The 18,418-nt window shown below is 36.0% G+C and carries 16 protein-coding genes and 4 tRNA genes; 14 read left to right on the top strand and 6 right to left on the bottom strand.

Going from position 1 to position 18,418, the window contains the following annotated elements:
* Window positions 1-41 precede the first annotated feature (41 nt).
* The 10 genes from EG339_RS15405 (at window position 42) to EG339_RS15450 (ending at window position 8,239) form a co-directional block, all read left to right on the top strand.
* Window positions 42-1,040 carry a GlxA family transcriptional regulator gene (locus tag EG339_RS15405; protein ID WP_123870855.1) on the top strand — a complete coding sequence of 333 codons (999 nt, stop codon included), beginning with the start codon at window positions 42-44 and terminating at the stop codon, window positions 1,038-1,040.
* 122 nt (window positions 1,041-1,162) lie between these two features.
* Window positions 1,163-1,768, top strand: a complete 606-nt coding sequence (locus EG339_RS15410) for a DJ-1/PfpI family protein (protein ID WP_123870856.1) — start codon at window positions 1,163-1,165, stop codon at window positions 1,766-1,768.
* 483 nt (window positions 1,769-2,251) lie between these two features.
* Window positions 2,252-2,324, top strand: a tRNA-Lys gene (locus EG339_RS15415).
* 67 nt (window positions 2,325-2,391) lie between these two features.
* Window positions 2,392-2,464, top strand: a tRNA-Lys gene (locus EG339_RS15420).
* A 66-nt stretch (window positions 2,465-2,530) separates the two neighbouring features.
* Window positions 2,531-2,603, top strand: a tRNA-Lys gene (locus EG339_RS15425).
* A 101-nt stretch (window positions 2,604-2,704) separates the two neighbouring features.
* On the top strand, window positions 2,705-3,508 hold the full coding sequence (locus tag EG339_RS15430; RefSeq protein WP_123870857.1) for a helix-turn-helix domain-containing protein: 804 nt from the start codon (window positions 2,705-2,707) through the stop codon (window positions 3,506-3,508).
* A gap of 260 nt (window positions 3,509-3,768) precedes the next feature.
* Window positions 3,769-4,470: a DAPG hydrolase family protein gene (locus tag EG339_RS15435; protein WP_123870858.1), complete on the top strand. Its 702-nt coding sequence runs from the start codon at window positions 3,769-3,771 to the stop codon at window positions 4,468-4,470.
* A gap of 273 nt (window positions 4,471-4,743) precedes the next feature.
* Window positions 4,744-4,816: transfer RNA gene (locus tag EG339_RS15440), tRNA-Lys, on the top strand.
* A 475-nt stretch (window positions 4,817-5,291) separates the two neighbouring features.
* Window positions 5,292-6,707: a tetratricopeptide repeat protein gene (locus EG339_RS15445; protein ID WP_123870859.1), complete on the top strand. Its 1,416-nt coding sequence runs from the start codon at window positions 5,292-5,294 to the stop codon at window positions 6,705-6,707.
* 203 nt (window positions 6,708-6,910) lie between these two features.
* On the top strand, window positions 6,911-8,239 hold the full coding sequence (locus tag EG339_RS15450; RefSeq protein WP_164466446.1) for a tetratricopeptide repeat protein: 1,329 nt from the start codon (window positions 6,911-6,913) through the stop codon (window positions 8,237-8,239).
* Between the two features lie 664 nt (window positions 8,240-8,903).
* Here the strand turns inward: EG339_RS15450 and EG339_RS15455 are convergent.
* Together EG339_RS15455 and EG339_RS15460 are read right to left on the bottom strand one after the other, a co-directional pair.
* The gene (locus tag EG339_RS15455; protein ID WP_123870861.1) at window positions 8,904-10,070 is read right to left on the bottom strand and encodes an FAD-dependent oxidoreductase; all 1,167 of its coding nucleotides are present in this window, start codon (window positions 10,068-10,070) and stop codon (window positions 8,904-8,906) included.
* 25 nt (window positions 10,071-10,095) lie between these two features.
* A complete protein-coding gene (locus EG339_RS15460) occupies window positions 10,096-10,851 on the bottom strand; it encodes a helix-turn-helix domain-containing protein (protein WP_123870862.1) in 756 nt (251 codons plus the stop codon).
* A 181-nt stretch (window positions 10,852-11,032) separates the two neighbouring features.
* Here EG339_RS15460 and EG339_RS15465 point away from each other — a divergent pair, with 181 nt between their 5' ends.
* From EG339_RS15465 to EG339_RS15475, 3 genes are all read left to right on the top strand, one after another.
* Complete coding sequence (locus EG339_RS15465; protein ID WP_123870863.1) at window positions 11,033-11,980, top strand: NADP-dependent oxidoreductase; 948 nt, start codon at window positions 11,033-11,035, stop codon at window positions 11,978-11,980.
* 272 nt (window positions 11,981-12,252) lie between these two features.
* Entirely contained in the window at window positions 12,253-12,828 is a 576-nt protein-coding gene (locus tag EG339_RS15470) for a Crp/Fnr family transcriptional regulator (RefSeq protein WP_123870864.1), read from the top strand.
* Window positions 12,829-14,184: 1,356 nt separating this feature from the next.
* Entirely contained in the window at window positions 14,185-15,120 is a 936-nt protein-coding gene (locus tag EG339_RS15475; protein ID WP_123870865.1) for a ketopantoate reductase family protein, read from the top strand.
* A gap of 141 nt (window positions 15,121-15,261) precedes the next feature.
* On the opposite strand, the gene EG339_RS15480 is transcribed toward EG339_RS15475, so the two are convergent.
* From EG339_RS15480 to EG339_RS15495, 4 genes are all read right to left on the bottom strand, one after another.
* Window positions 15,262-15,612: a 4Fe-4S dicluster domain-containing protein gene (locus tag EG339_RS15480; protein ID WP_123870866.1), complete on the bottom strand. Its 351-nt coding sequence runs from the start codon at window positions 15,610-15,612 to the stop codon at window positions 15,262-15,264.
* Window positions 15,613-15,835: 223 nt separating this feature from the next.
* Window positions 15,836-16,432, bottom strand: coding sequence for an NADPH-dependent FMN reductase (locus tag EG339_RS15485; RefSeq protein ID WP_123870867.1), 597 nt, complete (start codon window positions 16,430-16,432; stop codon window positions 15,836-15,838).
* Window positions 16,433-16,438: 6 nt separating this feature from the next.
* Window positions 16,439-16,957 (bottom strand): DUF2480 family protein, encoded by a 519-nt coding sequence (locus tag EG339_RS15490; RefSeq protein WP_225717978.1) that lies wholly within the window; start codon window positions 16,955-16,957, stop codon window positions 16,439-16,441.
* Window positions 16,958-16,970: 13 nt separating this feature from the next.
* A complete protein-coding gene (locus EG339_RS15495; protein WP_123870868.1) occupies window positions 16,971-17,597 on the bottom strand; it encodes a superoxide dismutase in 627 nt (208 codons plus the stop codon).
* A gap of 192 nt (window positions 17,598-17,789) precedes the next feature.
* Here EG339_RS15495 and EG339_RS15500 point away from each other — a divergent pair, with 192 nt between their 5' ends.
* Entirely contained in the window at window positions 17,790-18,410 is a 621-nt protein-coding gene (locus tag EG339_RS15500; protein ID WP_123870869.1) for a helix-turn-helix transcriptional regulator, read from the top strand.
* The last annotated feature ends 8 nt before the right edge of the window (window positions 18,411-18,418 follow it).

Raw genomic sequence — 18,418 nt, forward strand, 5'->3', positions numbered from 1 at the left:
AGATGACATTCTCTGTAGATTTGCATTATAGATATTGAGATATGGAAAATGCAGCACAAACAGAAATAAAAAATATAGCACTTTTGGTTTTGCCACAGGTTCAGTTGCTGGATGTTGCCGGCCCCTGTGATGTATTTACTGCAGCCAATCTCTTCTTGCCGGATGATAAATCCGGTATAAAATATCAGGTTCATTTGATATCAGGTACTTCAGACAATATCATCTATTCAGGTTCGGGAATCCCTTTATCGTGTAGCCATACCATTTATGATATAGACTTTCCGATAGATACATTACTGGTTGCCGGTACAGATCTTAGAACACTGAATGATATTAATCCCGACCTTTATCCTTATCTGCAAAATATTACAGGAAGAGTAAGGCGTATGGGATCTGTTTGTGTAGGAGCATTTGTTCTGGCTAAAGCAGGATTGTTAAAAGGAAAACAGGTTACTACCCATTGGAAATATGCTGACATGCTACAGCAAATTTATCCCGATCTGAATGTAAATGTCAATCCGTTTTTTATTCAGGACCAGGGAATCTACACTTCAGGAGGAGTTTCTTCCGGAATAGATCTCGCACTGGCATTACTGGAAGAAGATTATGGAAAGGCAATCGCTTCAGAAGTAGCCAAGCATCTTGTTTTACATTTAAAAAGACCCGGTGTGCAAACCCAGTTTGGAAATGCTGTTTCCGATTATGAAATGCTTTCTCCGCTCACAAAAATAATCAGAAACTTACTTAAAGATAAGCTTGGGCAGTCCATCAGTATAGAATATATGGCTGAAGCCGTACACATGAGTACCCGCAATTTCTCCAGGGTATTTCTGAAGGAGTCAGGAATGACACCTGGTAGGTTCCTTGAAAAAATGAGACTGGATCAGGCCAAGAATATGTTGGAATATACAGGTATGAGCATTGATATGATTGCTGAAAAATGTGGTTTCCGCACTGCAATTTCTCTTCGAAGGTTATTTTTGAAATACCTATCCATCTCTCCGGCCCAATATCGGAAAATCTGTACCGGAACAGTATAATTTATTTTATTTTTTGAATGACGAAAGCTGATAATCAATTATCAGCTGAGATAAATATGTTTTTATATGATCCATTATTTTTTTAGAATATTATTATAAATCAACAACAAAAGAACAATACAATGAATGTAGCATTTTTAATTTATGATCAGGTAGAAGCTCTTGATCTGAATGGTCCTTTGGACGTCTTTATTAAAGCGAATGCAATAGCCGAAGGCAGCTATCACTGCTATACTGTTGGGAAAACCAGGGAGGCCGTATTTATGGAAGCCAATATAATGGCAATTATTCCAACATATGATGTGAAAACGGCTCCCCAACCTGATATGATTGTCATTCCTGGTGCCAATCCTGATCGTGTAATGGAATATCTGGAAGATGATGATTTTCAGAATACGGTCATTCAATGGGTAAAAGATCATTATCATAACGGAACTACTGTTTTCACCATATGTACAGGAAGTATGCAGCTATCCAAAACTGGGATACTGGATCATTATGAAATTACGACCCATTCTATGATGCTGGATACTTTGGAGCAGCATAATACTGAAAGTACTGTGAAAAGAGATGCCCGTTTCGTTGATCAGGGTCGGTTAATTACTACAGCAGGGATTACAGCCGGCATAGATGCAGCTCTATATCTGGTAGGAAAACAACACGGGCGGGAACTTGCAGATACTATTGCAAAGATTTTTGAATATCAACCAGCAGGATTTAACTACTGATTCCACGGAACGTATTTACAAACAGCACAAATCATAGCAGTTATATTGAAATAGCCTTCACACCAGGATACTCCAGGTATATTGATAAAGAAAAATCTGTGTAAGCTGTAAAATCTGCTGAAAATTTTAAAAAAAGTAATATTATTATAATGATTCGGCGTGCCAAAGGCACGCCGAATCATTATTTTCTAACATGGAGAAGCTTCTGTCAGTACAATTGATTTCAGGCAATCTTTCATACAGTTTTATTTAAGCATTGAACAGGGTAAATACAGGAAGAAATTTCCGGTTGTTTCAATAACTGACATTGGATTATACTTTTCTGTAAAAAAATAATTTTCATAATTAATTTATAAACAGATGTTTGCTGATTAGGAGTGAATTTTTCTAATAAAAAAGTCTAAAAAAACTTGGGTTTAAAGGAGATTTTCCTATCTTTGCAGTCCCTTAAACAAAGGGATTTACTGAAAAAAGTAAGTGGCCGACTCGGTAGCTCAGCTGGTAGAGCAATACACTTTTAATGTATGGGTCCTGGGTTCGAATCCCAGCCGGGTCACAATCAAAAAATAACTGCTGTTTCAGTAGTTTTACAAAACATAATTTACTTGAAAAAGTAAGTGGCCGACTCGGTAGCTCAGCTGGTAGAGCAATACACTTTTAATGTATGGGTCCTGGGTTCGAATCCCAGCCGGGTCACAATCAAAAATAACTGCTGTTTCAGTAGTTTTACAAAACATAATTTACTTGAAAAAGTAAGTGGCCGACTCGGTAGCTCAGCTGGTAGAGCAATACACTTTTAATGTATGGGTCCTGGGTTCGAATCCCAGCCGGGTCACAAATAAAAAAGAACTACTCAAACAGTAGTTCTTTTTTTGTTCTTTTACCTCTTACAGTCCCGTATATTTGTACAACATTCCAAAAAATGGAGTGAAGAATATGAAATTCATCCATCAGATAGATTCATCGAAGTTTATTTTTTTTGAACTTCAACACTGTCCGCAGAACTATATGAACAGTATCCAGCGGGTTCATCTCTTTGAAATCATCTGGCTGCTGAGTGATCATACTGCAGTTAATACAGGTCATTGCATGTATCTGGTTCCCCTGTACCGTTCTGAAAAAATAAGTTTTGATGGAAAGAAAGGATATGTAATCGCTTTCAAAAGAGAATATCTGGAAGAAGATGACAAAGAATTTGCACTGGATGTTTTCAAGCTTTTCAATATACATGGGCAGTATACAAGCTTTTATCCGGATAATAATATTGTAGACACACTCCATTATCTTAGGATATTGATTGAAAAAGAATATAAGAACTCAATGGGGAGTTATCTGGTACTAAAATCATTACTGAAAGTATTTCTTCTAAACCTGATCCGTGCCAGCCAGCATTATTTTTTACATCAGGATATCCATCAGAAGAGAGTGTATCAGTTCATTATGCTGATGGATGAGCATTACAAAACCGAACGTAAGGCAGACTTTTATTCCGCAAAAATGGGGATCAGTGAAAAACGGATCAATCAGATTCTGAAAGAAAAAATGAATAAGACCCTTACGCAATTACTGCATGAAAGAGTGATAGTAGAGGCAGAAAGGATGCTGATTTCTGGAGAACTTACAATAAAAGAGATTGCGTTTGATCTGAACTTTGAAGATCCCGCATATTTCTCCCGGTTCTATAAAAAACAGACAGGATACACTCCGGAGGAATTTAAGAAGCTGAATGGCTGTCTGTAGTAAAGTGAGGTCTTCCTTTTCTAATATTTCTTTTGAAATTTAAATCGTTTCGGTAAACGGCTATTGAAGCAATTTCCTATGACAATAAATTTCCTAATTGTACAGGTTAATTAGAGAATAATACAATAACCTGAAATTCTTGCTGGATTAAATTTGTACAACAATCAGCAGTTCAAAATTGAGTGGGGAAGGAGTAAATAAACTTCTGCCCGTATACAAGGGTTGTTGAAAGATCAATTAATCTAATTAAAATATCAGGTATGAAACTTACAAAGGAAACCGAAAAAGTAATATTCAGGGATATTAATGCGCTATTATCCTCCAAACCCATAGCTCTTGAAGCAGGAATCAGAAGACTGGACAACGGAATGCTCCATATTGCAATGAGGAATGTTCTGCATCAATGTAAAGGAAAAATGCTGGATTGGTGGTTTAAATATTTTGAAACGACAGCAGATCTCAAACTCTGGCATCCTCATGACCATGTAGAGCATGGTGGATGGGACAGCAAATGGATAAAAAATAAAAATTATATTGGAGCAACCATACATGCTACAGAATCTCTGGGAGATATTCCACCAGTACCTGCAACTATAAAATTTCATGATCCTGCAGAAGTATTTGATCCTGAAACTTTGAAGAAGGCTTATGCTGATGGATCTGTAAGTGCAGTAATTTATGCAAGGATAGGTTTCGGTGAAGAGGCTCCTGTAGATGATAATGGTGATCCTGTTGACGGTTATATGTTTCACGTGGTGAGAGATACAGTGCAGGGATGTACATTGAGAAGTCATTTCTATCTTGGAGCATTGATGGCAGACAGCGAAAATAAGCTGTCAGAGGAAGTGGGGTTCGGATTAATGGAACACTGCTATAGTGAATTCACCTATCTCGCACAGCTTCTTCCTTCCCTTTATTATGCTGAAAATAAATATGGTGATAAAGCTCCGCTTATTTGGTAGCAATGATGAAAACAAATGATATTCAAGCATAAATTTTTTCGATGGAACAATTACAATGCGGTATGAAAACATCATATCGCATTTTTATTAAACAATTACTTATCAGTATCTTGTGTGACAGGAGTTATATAAATAAGAAAATGTCCGGATTCTTTCAATGGCCAGATCTGAATTTTTAGATGAAAAAAGCTCTGAAAAAATTGGATTTAAAAGATGTTTTACTATCTTTGCAGTCCCTTAAACAAAGGGATTTACCTGAAAAAGTAAGTGGCCGACTCGGTAGCTCAGCTGGTAGAGCAATACACTTTTAATGTATGGGTCCTGGGTTCGAATCCCAGCCGGGTCACAAAATGAAAAAGAACTACTTCACTGTAGTTCTTTTTTGTTTTTATACTGTATATTTTATCACAGTAACCTTTTTTGCTTCCCCTTGCTATTTTTCATCTTTCATTTCACGAAATCCATTCTTTTTGTATAGATGATAAACCAGTTCTAAATAAATTTCAGTTACTTCAATTTTTCTCTGGCTTCAATGTAAGCATTGAAAAATTTGTAGCTAGAAGTTAAAACTATTTATTTTAATCATAAAGTTTACCGAATTTGTATTTTTATATGGAAATTGATAACATAAATTATGTATATTTATTATCATAGATTAATAAAATATAATGAAAGTCTTTTTCATTGTCCGCTAAGGTATGAATAGGTAGGTATATAAAATGCAATGGGATAAGGAGGAGAAAAATTAAAAATATATCGATATTAAAGGGTATACAACATATACAATATTTCTAAGAAAGATGATGATCTGTGCAATTGGCATGGGTATATTGCTATGTGTTGTCTCATGTAATAAAAATGCTCAGGAGAAAAAGAAGGGAGATTTCGATTCTGTTTTATTGAAAAAGAATACTGAATTACAGCTTTCCGGTGAGTATGAAAAGCTGATTCAACTTAATATCGAGTATTTAAAAAAAGCGGCCAAAATGCAATACCAAGAAGGCAAGGCTCTTTGCTATCTTAATATTGCTGAAGTAAATATTTCTACCGAAAACTATGAAAAGGCCTTATTTCTTCTTGAGAAAGCAGGAGAGCAGTTGAAAGATTCGGAAAGCAGCTATCATAAAGCAGTGTTGTATGATGATTACTCTCAATATTATTCCTATCTCAATTTAATTGATAAAGGTATAATGTATAATGATAAAGCATTTTATTATATCAATAGGGCAAAAAGATCAGCACTTACAAAAAAGCTCATTCCCAGGCTTTACTTGACCAGAGGAATTTATTTTGCCCGAAAAGGATGGTTCGGAACTTCTCTGAAATGCATTATGAAGGGAAATGAACTTGAAAATTCAGTATACAGCAACTGTATGGTGGCTCAATATTATTTAATAAGACACCAACTGGATTCTGCCAGGGTATATATTGCAAAGACCAATGACATGATACAGAGGCAGAAAGCAAGTGATGTAGAATCTTTCTGGGTATATTCTGCGATGGGATATTACTATAATGCTGTTAATAATAATGATGAGGCCGAAAAAGCTTTTAAAAAAGCACTGGAAATAAACATAAAAACCCGCCGTACCTATTCTTCAAAAGTTTACATTGTTTATAAAGCCCTGGCAGAATTGTACAGGAAAAAGAATGATGGTGGTAAAGCTTACTATTACCTCAAAAAATATATGGAGGAGGAAAAAAGAATGGCAATTGTAAGGATGGCAGCAATGAATAAATCAACCGAAAATTTTATTTCCGGAATAAAGCCGGAATCTGACTGGCACAGAAGTGATTTACCCCTGGCCATTGCCTTGTCCATTGCTGCATTAACAATTTCCGGGATATATGTTCAGAAAACAATTAAAGCTCAACAACAGAAAAAAAGAGCTTTAAAAAAAGAAACAGAAGAATTGAAAAATCATGTGAAAGCAAAAATGCTGAAGGAAGTTACTGAACTTGCTCAAAAAAATGACTCTTCATTTCTGATGAAATTCAAGGGGTTATATCCTGATTTTATAACTACTCTTTTAAAAATCAATCCGGATCTTGAAAACTCAGAACTTGCCTTCTGTGCAATGCTGAAACTGCATTTTTCATCCAAAGAAATTGCAGATTATACCTTTGTACAGCACAGATCTGTTCAGCAGAAAAAATACAGAATAAGGAAAAGGCTTAACATTCCGGGAGAAGAGGACATCTATGACTTTTTTGATAAAATAGCCATTGATGAGTGATAAACTAATGTGTTATATACAGTTTTAAAAAAAATGTAATATTATTTTTATCTAAAAAAACATTTTTTAATCTTAATTTATACAAAAATTAAGTCAAGGGAAAAAGCATTATGATCCGTATTTTACTTTTTATATTACTTATTATTTTGATTTCCTGCAGGCCAGACTTCAAGAAATATGAAAAAAGGTTTGATTTTCCTTTAATGCAACAAAACGAAGAATACCGGCTGGCTGGTGAATATGACTCCTTGATTGCCCTTAACAAAAAATATTACCGGATTGCTGAAGATAAAGAATATGAAGAAGGAAAGGCCCTTTGCTATGTTAATTTGGCGGAACTCAATATTTCATTAGAAAACTATCAGAAGTCCCAGTTCTTTTTAAATGCGGCCGGAAATATTTTAAAAGATTCAAAAAATAATATTCATCTGGCTCGGTTCTATAACATTTATAGCCGTTTAAGCAGCGAAATGAGACGGCGTAATAAAGCCCTTGAATATAATGGTAAAGCATTAGAGCTGATTCAGGGAGCCAGAGAATCAGAACTTAAACAGAATATCCTTTTTAATATTTATCTTAGGCAGGCAACCTATTTAGTAGGTAAAAAGCAACCTGATAAAGCCTTATTTTTCTTTAAAAAAGCAGGGGAAGTAGATAACACCGGAATGGCAGACTGTGCCATAAGTGATTATATATATATGAATAAAAATAAAGATTCAACTTATAAATACATAACACTCGCCTACAATAAAGCCATCAGGAGAGGAAAAGAAGATGGCGTAGCATTATATGCCAATACCATTATGGGAGAATATTATATTGCGGACAAACAATATGATAAAGCAGAGGAAGTATTGAAGGAAGCCCTGAGAATAAATAACAAAATTAAACGTATTTATGCTTATTACCTTAAGTTTATATATAACAATTTAAGAGTAGTTTATGAAAATAAAGGAGATAAAGAAAAAGCTTATTTCTATTTAAAAGCTTATACTGAGGCTTATAATAAAACCAATAGCTCCTTATTATCTACCATTAATCAAGATATGGAGTCCTTTATTGCAGAAACAAAAAAAGATGCAGAAAGCCATAAAAACAATATACGATGGGTTATATTTCTTTCCCTTGCAGGGCTTTCCGTGTTGTCTATATATGCATGGAAAATTATTAATACACTGAAAAAAAGAAAAGCAGATCTGAAATGGGAGGCTGAGCATCTGAAAAACAGGATTAATGATAACAGGCATGAAGAGGTTATAGAAATGGCCAAAAGAAATGATCCTGAGTTTCTTTCCCGTTTTAAAGAAGTGTATCCCGGATATATAGATAGGCTTTTAACCATTAACCCCAGCCTTGAAACTTCAGAACAGGTTTTTTGTGCTATGCTGAAGCTGCATTTCAGTTCTAAGGAAATTGCCAGCTATACTCTTATTCAGCATCGCACCGTTCAGCAGAAAAAATATAGAATCAGAAAGAGGCTTAATATTCCTACAGAAACTGATATTTACCAGTTTTTTGATGATTTAGCTTAAAGCAAAAAAACTGTCTGATTCATTAGTTCAGACAGTGTTTCGAAATATTTTTTTTTTCGCCACCTGAATTTCCTCAGTGGTTCCATGCTCAAATTTGAAAATTTTTAGCCAAATAATGAAAAATAGGTGTACTACACGAGTACTACAGTTAATGGTTTCAACTGTATTTATTTGTAAATGAATGGTTTATTAATGTTTTTCATTTTGAGTTCAATTTGTACAATTTATTTCAGGACTTGAAAATAGATTGTAAATATCATGTATTTACAGAATATGAAAAGATCTCTGTAAAGGATTTGTTTATATACTGTTTCAGTTTCTTTTTTTCCGGGGGAATATGTAGATTGTTTTATTTTGGCTTTTTAATATATTGATAATCAGTATTTTATTTTAATGTTGTATGAGTGTAGTAGGTAGTTTTTTTACTTTTTTCAATTTAAAACATAGATTTGTTAATGTATTTCGGCTGTGCTATTAATTAAATCCTATAATCTTTTTGATATTGTGGAATTTTCCACAAATACAAGAAGAAATACCCTAAAAACACACAAATGAATCTCCGCAATCAGGTTCTTAGTAGGAGAGAAAAATATTATTTTAGAGGGGAAAATGGCTGTCTCAGATGAGGCAGCCTTTTTTCGTTAATAAGACAGGGAATAATAAATCAGGATACAGATGAATGTCCGTTAAAGAATTCCAGCATTGTTGCCAGAGCTGTTTCAGTATGCATTCTGTTTCCATTTTCAAGGGATTCTTTGGTAGCCGCCGCCGCCCTGTTCCGCATCTTGATTTCATATTGGGAAATAGCTTCCTGCAAAGTATTATAACGGTTATCAGTTAATTGTTCACTCAATTCCAGGGCATCAAGCATGGCCATATTAGCTCCTTCTCCGGCAAAGGGCGGCATAACATGGGCTGCATCACCAATTAAGGTTATATTGGGTTGTGCTTCCCAGGTCTGGTCTAATGGCATAGCGTAAATAGGGCGGGGAATGAAGGGTGTGGTAGCGTTTACAAACAACTCGTGCCATATTGTATTCCATTCAGGATATTCAGCTTTAAACCATTGAAGAACTGCTTCACTGTCGGAGAAATCCAGTCCGGAATTTACAGCCCAGTTTTCATCAGCTTTAAAACTGGCATAAAAACCGAGATCACCATTTCCTTTCTGCCCCATTAATATATTTTTAGAATTTCCAAAAGCCATTATTTTTCCACCGTTAATCAATGCATTAATGTTGGGAGCATGGTCTTTAGACACCATTCCTTCCAGCATAATAATTCCTGAATAAACAGGTTTGATATCTGTGAGATAAGGACGGATTTTGGAACGGGCTCCATCGGCAGCAATCACAACATCTGCATAAGCAGACTTTCCGTTTTTGAAATGAAGCATCCAGCCTCCGTTATGGGGTTCCATAGATATAAAATGGCTGTCCCATATAACGGTGTCAGGTTGAAGGGATTTCAGCAGCATATTTCTCAAAGGTCCACGGTCTATTTCAGGACGGAAATGTTGCGCTCCGAAATCTTCCTCTGGCTTAGTGTCATGGTCACTAAACAGGATTTCAGCCTGTTCATTCATGATGAGGGTTTTATCTGCTCCCGGGCGAAAGGTCTTTTTAAATTCTTCCAGTAAATCAGCCTTACGCAAGGCTGCCAGTCCTGAATCTTCATGCATATCGAGAGGCGATCCCTGTACGCGTGCTTCTTTATTAAAGTCTCTTTCATATACTTTTACGCTGGCATTCTTAAGCTGTAAAAGTCTGGCTAAGGTAAGTCCGGCAGGACCACCGCCAATAATGGCTATTGATATATTGTCTATCAGCATTGTATTTAAATTTTACAGGACAAAATTACTGTCCCTTCAATACTGATAATAGTATAAATCGGTCGTTTTTATTTTGAGATAATTCTTTGGGAGCAACCCCGGAAAATTTTTTCACTTCTTTAATAAAATGATTCTGATCTGTATAATTAAGTTCCGGAAATAACCTGCCCTGTGCAATATGTTCCAAGGATGCCCTGAAGCGTAAAATAGTAGAATAGGCTTTCAAAGATAAGCCCAGCTGTTTTGTGAAATAACGGTTGATCTGCCTGCTGCTCCAGTTTACTTTTTCGGCAAGTTCATTCACACTCATTTCTCCTTTTGAGGTATAGATAAGCTCAAACAGCTTATGTTTTCTCTCATCTGTTTTTTGAGGAATAAGTGCATTTATCCGTTCTGTAGCTTTGTTACAGCAAAGTTCAAAATCCTGTAAATCATCAGCTTTAAAATCCCAGAAATTATTCGGAAGTTCTTTTGCTGAATTTAATACGTCAGCAATTGTAGTATTTAAAATATATTCAACGGCGATAGGTTTGAAGCTCACAACAAAAGCCTGTGTTTGCGGAGGAATCTGCCTCTGATCAGGATACGTTTCCAATCCGATAAGGGTAACCTGAAAAGGTTTTGCAGAAGACTGCATAAAAAATAAATCAACCCTTCCATCCGGGATAATAACCACTTCCTTTGCTTCGTCTGAACGGTTATAAAAGGTACCCAGATTTTCTACAAAATCTGAAATATTCTGATCCGGTTCAATAAAGTGGAACTGGAAATTATTATCCATAATAAAAAGTTAGTATTCTTTAAAGATTAAATTACAAAAATATATCTAAATCCCGATAATTGAGTATTTAAGTCATAATGAATCCGTGCATTCGCGGCATTTAAAAATATACCTGAATATGTTTGAAATATACCTGTTTTAACATTTCAAGCCAGTTTATTTTTGTGGATATATAAAAATTATGAAAGCAATTGTATTAGAAAGGTTCGGTGGAACGGAACATCTTATTGAGAAAGAAATTGAAAAAACTACCATTAAAAATAATGAAGTCCTTGTTAAGGTAAAAGCGATCAGCATTAATCCTGTGGATGTTAAAGTACGCTGCAGAAAGGCTCCGCTGGCAGAAAGTTTAGCACAATATAATCCGTTGATTTTGGGTTGGGATATTTCAGGAGTTATTGCTGATATCGGAAGTGAGGTCACTTCATTTAAAATAGGGGATGAAGTTTTCGGGATGGTTAATTTTGCCGGTCATGGAAAAGCCTATGCCGAATATGTGGCAGCTCCGGCAGAACATTTAGCTCTTAAACCTGAAAATGTCACTCATATTGAGGCAGCAGCCAGTACTTTGGCAGCACTTACTGCCTGGCAGGCTTTCGACAGTTATGGTAAGCTGAGATCAACAGATAAAGTACTGATTCATGCCGCAGCAGGTGGAGTTGGACATTTTGCGGTACAAATTGCAAAACATATTGGAGCGCATGTCATTGCTACTTCTTCCGCTGCTAACCGGGATTTTATTTTAAATCGGGGAGCAGATCAACATATTGATTATAAAGCAGACCATTTTGAAGACATTCTTCATGATATTGATTTTGTTCTGGAAGCGATTGGCGGTGATAATTTTCAGAAATCCGTTCAGGTTTTAAAACCTTTCGGGACTATTGTAGCCCTGCCTTCCGGACATACTCAAGAGGACGAAAAACTTGCTCGTGAAAAGAACCTGCATGCCTGTTATTTTATGTCTGTGTATTCCAATGGCAGAGACATGCAGAAAATTGCTTCCCTGCTGGAAAAAGGAATTATAAAACCTCATATTTCTCATGTATTTGGTTTTCATGAAATCGCGAAAGCACATGAACAGATTGAAACAGGACGTACCATAGGAAAAGTGGTAGTTGAATTATAATTAAAAATCACTTTTTTAGATTTAGAACTCAAAAACAACCTTTTTTAAAATGAATTGAATATAAATAATCGGTATTAGGGTTTCCCATATATTAAAAATTGTGAATATTACAATTGAAGGCATAATCATTCTTCTCTAATAGGGGCAAAAATTTAAAAATTTTGACGGGTGTATTTTCAATACTTCAACAGATCTTCGACTTGTATTTTAATCCAAATTCACAGAATATTCCTATTTTAGCCTGTTAAAAATAGACAGTATCGTAATTTCCAATGGATAAATCATCAATCAATAATTATTTCCATTCCCTGTTTAGTATTAAAGATGAAGTGGTTGAGAAGATCACGGAAACCTTTAGCCATTTTGAATTAAAAGCTAATGCTGTCCTGCTGGATCAGAATACCATCAGTACAAAGACTTATTTTCTTGAAAAAGGATACGTGCGTTCCTATCTGCTGAATGAGGATAATGAAGAAATTACTACCAATATTTACGCAGCACCCTGTTTTGTGAACGATTTTTTATCCTTTTTCAGACAGCAGCCTACCAAAGAAATCTATCAGGCCGTTACAGACTGTACATTCTGGGAAACCGGATTGGAAAACGTACAGTATAATTTCCATAATATTCCAGAATTCCGGGAGTTCAGCAGGCTTCTTTTTGTCCTGAATTATCACAGTATTCATGACAGGCTGATTGAAATGGCAAGCCAGAAGGCCTCAACCCGGTATGCTAACCTCATGAAGAAAGATCCGAATATTTTTCAGCATGTACCCTTGAAAATCATTGCTTCTTACTTAGGAATTAAAGACAGTTCATTAAGCAGGATCCGAAGAGATATTAAATAAAGGCTGGAAGTGGGAAGATGGAGGCTGAAAGTTTCTGTCAGTCTAATTATTTCTTAAAGTTTTTTAACGCAACGTCCGCAAAGGTTTGATTAAGATGTTTTATTTTCGTTCGCAATGGCGTTTCACTCAGCAATGTAGAACGTATAGTTATTTCTTAGCTGAACGAAGTGCCTTTGCGATCAAAAATAAGGCGCTACAAAATACATCTTTGTGCTCTCTGCGTTTAAGGAAATTTGAAATCATTATTATGCAGCTTTAAACGCAATGTGCGCAAAGATTTTGAGTGTAATACTTAAGATGCGTTTGCAATGGCGTTTCACTCAGCAATGTAGAACGTATAGTTATTTCTTAGCTGAACGAAGTGCCTTTGCGATCAAAAATAAGGCGCTACAAAATACATCTTTGTGCTCTCTGCGTTTAAGGAAATTTGAAATCATTATTATGCAGCTTTAAACGCAATGTGCGCAAAGATTTTGAGTGTAATACTTAAGATGCGTTTGCAATGGCGTTTCACTCAGCAATGTAGAACGTATAGTTATTTCTTAGCTGAACGAAGTGCCTTTGCGATCAAAAATAAGACGCTACAAAATACATCTTTGTGCTCTCTGCGTTTAAGGAAATTTGAAATCATTATTATGCAGTTTTAAACGCAATGTGCGCAAAGATTTTGAGTGTAATACTTAAAGATGCGTTCGCAATGGCGTTTCACTCAGTAATTTAGAACGTATAGTTATTTCTTAGCTGAACGAAGTGCCTTTGCGATCAAAAATAAAGCGCTACAAAATACATCTTTGTGCTCTCTGCGTTTAAGAAAATTTGAAATCATTATTATGCAGCTTTAAACGCAATGTGCGCAAAGATTTTGAGTGTAATACTTAAGATGCGTTTGCAATGGCGTTTCACTCAGCAATGTAGAACGTATAGTTATTTCTTAGCTGAACGAAGTGCCTTTGCGATCAAAAATAAAGCGCTACAAAATACATCTTTGTGCTCTCTGCGTTTAAGGAAATTTGAAATCATTATTATGCAGCTTTAAACGCAATGTGCGCAAAGATTTTGAGTGTAATACTTAAGATGCGTTCGCAATGGCGTTTCACTCAGCAATGTAGAACGTATAGTTATTTCTTAGCTGAACGAAGTGCCTTTGCGATCAAAAATAGGACGCTACAAAATACATCTTTGTGCTCTCTGCGTTTAAGAAAAATCAAAACAGTAATTGATAATAAACTCTAATTATCTTTCAAACTTCTATAACTCCCAGCTTCCAGCTCCAGACTTCCAAACTATTTACCATTTCTTTTCATTTGTCAAGTGATAGATTGAAATTTGTCATCCATCTTTGCTAAAAATAATTTCATGAATAAAAAACATATTGTTATTGTTGGATTGGGTGGAGTAGGCGGCTATTTTGGTTTCAAGATCAATCAGGTTAATGAATCTTCCGGAAAATATACAGTCTCCTTTGTAGCAAGAGGAGAAACGTATGATAAAGTAAAAAAGAACGGATTGGTTCTGATTTCACCGGAGCATTCCAATAACCGTACTCATCCGAATGCAATAGAACAGAATATCAGCGACATTAAAAATCCTGATCTTGTATTAATCGGCGTTAAAGAATATGATCTGGAGAATGTTTGCAAACAGCTGAAAGAGGTTATCACTAAAGATACAATTCTGCTTCCTATGATGAATGGAGCGGATATTTATGACAGAATCCGAAAAATAATTCCTGATCATATTATCCTGCCCACGTGTATTTATGTAGCGTCTCATATTAAAGAAAGAGGAACGGTGGAACATAAAGGAAAAGCAGGAAAGATGATTGTAGGAAGAGACCCTGAACATTTCTCCAGTGATATTGCATGGGTAACAGACCTGCTTCAGGAAAGTAAAATTGATTTTGACTTTAAAGATAATTCTTTAACGGATATCTGGACCAAATTTATCTTTATTGCAAGTTTTGGACTGGTAACTGCCAGACATAATTCATCTATTGGAACTGTTTGTGCTGATGAAAAACAGAAGCAGGAAGCAACAGATATTATGAAGGAAATAAAGCAGATTGCAGATAAAAAAGGAATTCATCTTTCGGAAGATATTATTGAGAAAACCTTTGAAAAAGCATCTACATTTCCTTTTGAAACACCAACATCTTTACAGCTGGATATTCATTCCGGGAAGAAAGATAATGAATTGGAACTGTTTGCCGGAGCAGTTTTAAAATATGGTACAGAAGTCCATATTGATACTCCTTTCACCCAAAAAATCTATAATGAAATTAAAGGAAAATAGATTTTGGCTAAAGCTAATTGATTAATAACATCATATAAAGGCGGTTAAAACCCGCCTTTATTCATTGAATAGAAATTTAGCAGCATTATACTATGCTCATGTAGTTAATTTAGAAAAGGAAAATATTATATTGTTGGATGATTAAGCTCCATGCATGAACTTCTGACGGTTTAATAAAACTTCCTCCGTTTCACGGTGATCCGGATCATCAATACAACAGTCTACCGGGCATACCGCTTTACACTGGGGTTCTTCATGAAACCCTTTACATTCTGTACATTTTCCTGATACAATATAATATACTTCATCAGAAACTGCCTGGTTATAGGATCCCGCATCTGCTTCTGTACCATCGGGGAAGGTGATATGTCCTGCAAGCTTTGTTTTATCCTGCCAACGCCAGTCGATAGCTCCTTCGTAAATGGCTGAATTAGGGCATTCAGGTTCACAGGCACCACAATTGATGCAGTCATCTGTTATTTTAATAGCCATAATATTAATTTTTGAATATTGTAAAAGGGATTCCTTCAACATAATACTGTTTTAGAAATCCCTACTAAACTTAATTAAAACAGTTTCAATAATTTATTATATCATAAACTGTGCAAACTTGTGTTTTTGAATCTGTTAATCTGCCCCAATTCGCATGAATAAAACATCTATTTGGGGCTGCCAGATAGGTTGGGTATGAAATAACCCTGTAGGACCGGCGTCACTAATCAGTATATCCGTTCCTATCATGTAATGATTGATTTATTATCATTTTTTCTATTTTCCTGGTGGTCGCTATACTGATAAGCCTGTTCAGTTTACCGGTATAGAATGCTGAGATCTGTTTCGGATTTCCAATTTCAAATAATGAAGCTTTGAGAATCGGGACACTGAAAGGAAGTGGCCATGCTCTTAATGATTTGGCAATGGTATCCATTGCATTAATCCCCTGCATCGCCTGTAAGCCATCCGCCCAGCACACCAGTCCTATGGTTTTGTCTGTAAGATAAGGCTCATAAGAACTGGCTGTTACTTCAAGCCAGTCCAGGCAATTTTTCATCACTCCAGGAATACTTCCGTGATAGAGTGGAGCCAACCAGAAATGAAGATCCGCATCCTGAAACATTTGGGTCATTCGTTCCACCGCCAAAGGGGTTTTGGTTAGAGTAAGATCAAACAAAGGAATTCCTGAATCTGCAAGTGTAAAAATATCAGTGCGAATCCCAAGTGTTTCCAGCTGTTCGGATATATAAGCAGAGATCAATCCGGAAGTGGACTCTGTTCTTCTTTCCAGAGATCCGTTGAATATGATGGCTTTCATTTTGTTTTATTTTTTGAAAATTACTTTCGGCAGGCCTATTTCACCATACATAAGACTCTTTACCAAAGGTTTTAAAAGCTCGGTGGCTAATACATAAAGAGCTGGGTCATGAGAATTGCTTGCCCTCACCACTACTTTCTGATCTTTAAAATGCTTTAGGTCTGCATAGATCAGGCGCCGTTTCCATAGATCAAGTAGCACTGTTTCAGCACTGTTTAAATCCACATAAACAGCATAGGGCGAAAGTTTTTCCATGAGAAGCATATAAGCCCAGGGCGGAATAATAGCATCTGTTGAACAAACAATTCCAACAGCCTTGTTTTGATAGATGGAATAATCTACTGCCGAAATTGATTCTTTAAATTCCTTTTCCTTGACAATCATTCCCATAAAAAGGTGATCTTTAATATCTAATTCTACAATTTCTGTAGTGGGTTTGTAATCTGAAAAGTCAAAAGCAATAATGCCTGAAGCAGCTGCTTTATTGACGAAAACCTGAGTATCCATTGCTTCTGTTTTTGTCATGAAATGTTATGGGTTATCTTATTTTTAAAAGGGCGTCTTCATATTTTTTTTCTACTGATGACCAGTTTAATACAGACCAGAAAGAATCCAGGTAATCTGCTCTTTTGTTTTGGTATGCCAGATAATAGGCATGTTCCCAAACATCAATTCCGAGGATGGGGAAGCCTCTGTTTATAGGAAGAATATCCATCATTGGATTGTCCTGATTAGGTGTAGCGCTCACAGCAAGAGAACCGTTGAATTTTACATATAGCCAAACCCATCCGGATCCGAATTGCCCAAGTCCTGCCTTCTTTATTTCAGCTTTAAGATCTTCAAGGGTTCCAAATGTAGAGATAATGGCTTCATTCAACTTTCCTTCTGGGGTTAATTTAGGTTGTGGAGAAAGAATTTCCCAGAATAAGGAATGATTGAAGTGTCCGCCGCCGTTATTTCTCACTGCCGGGCTATACTCGCTTACCCTTTGTAATAAAGAATTAAGATCCGGATTGGTTTCATTAGTATGTTCCAGTGCTGCATTCAGGTTATCTACGTAAGCCTGGTGGTGGCGCTGGTGGTGAATAGTCATGGTGTTTTTATCTATAAATGGCTCCAGTGCATCATAGGCATAGGGCAACGTAGGTAGTGTAAATGGTTTCATTGCATTTATTTTTGATTAATGTAAGACAAAGGTAGAAATATATTTCAATAAAACAACTTTTTAGTTGTTTTATTGGTTGGATTTGTTTTTATTGCCAATTACTGTAAATCATGTGTTTGTTATTTATTTTTAAGGATTATAGAAAATGACTATCTTTGTTGTTGAAAAATAAAACAACCTAAATATTGTCAAATGAAGAAGCCGGCAGCAGATCGCATTCTGATGTTTTTAAAGACCAGAGGAGAAGCTACTTCACTTCTGATTGCTGAAGAATTATCCGTCACAAAAGAAGGAGCAAGAAAACATTTGCTGAATCTTGCAGAAGCCGGGCTTATTGAACCGACCATGAAAAGTGAAGGAGTGGGGCGTCCTTCTACTTATTATACCCTTACGGATAAAGGCCTTGCTCAGTTTCCGGACACTCATGCAGAAGTGACAGTTCAACTTTTACAATCCGTAAAAAACCTTTTGGGAGAAAATGCACTGGATCTGTTGATTACCGACCGTGAAAAAAATACTTATGAACGGTATCAAAAGGCTCTTTCCAAAACCAAAACTTTAGAACAACGCCTTCAAGTCCTTGCTGAAGCCAGAAGCAAAGAGGGGTATATGGCAGAATGGAAAAAAGAAGGAAAAGAATATTTCCTGATTGAAAATCATTGTCCCATCTGTGCTGCTGCTACAGAATGCCAGGGATTCTGCAGGGCAGAACTGTCAAATTTCCGGTTACTTATTGGAAATGATTATAAAGTAGAAAGGGTAGACCATATTATTTCTGGAGGGCAGCGATGTGTTTATAAAATCAGTCAGTAATATATATT

The sequence above is a fragment of the Chryseobacterium bernardetii genome (genome assembly GCF_003815975.1).
Classification (GTDB): Bacteria; Bacteroidota; Bacteroidia; order Flavobacteriales; family Weeksellaceae; genus Chryseobacterium; species Chryseobacterium bernardetii.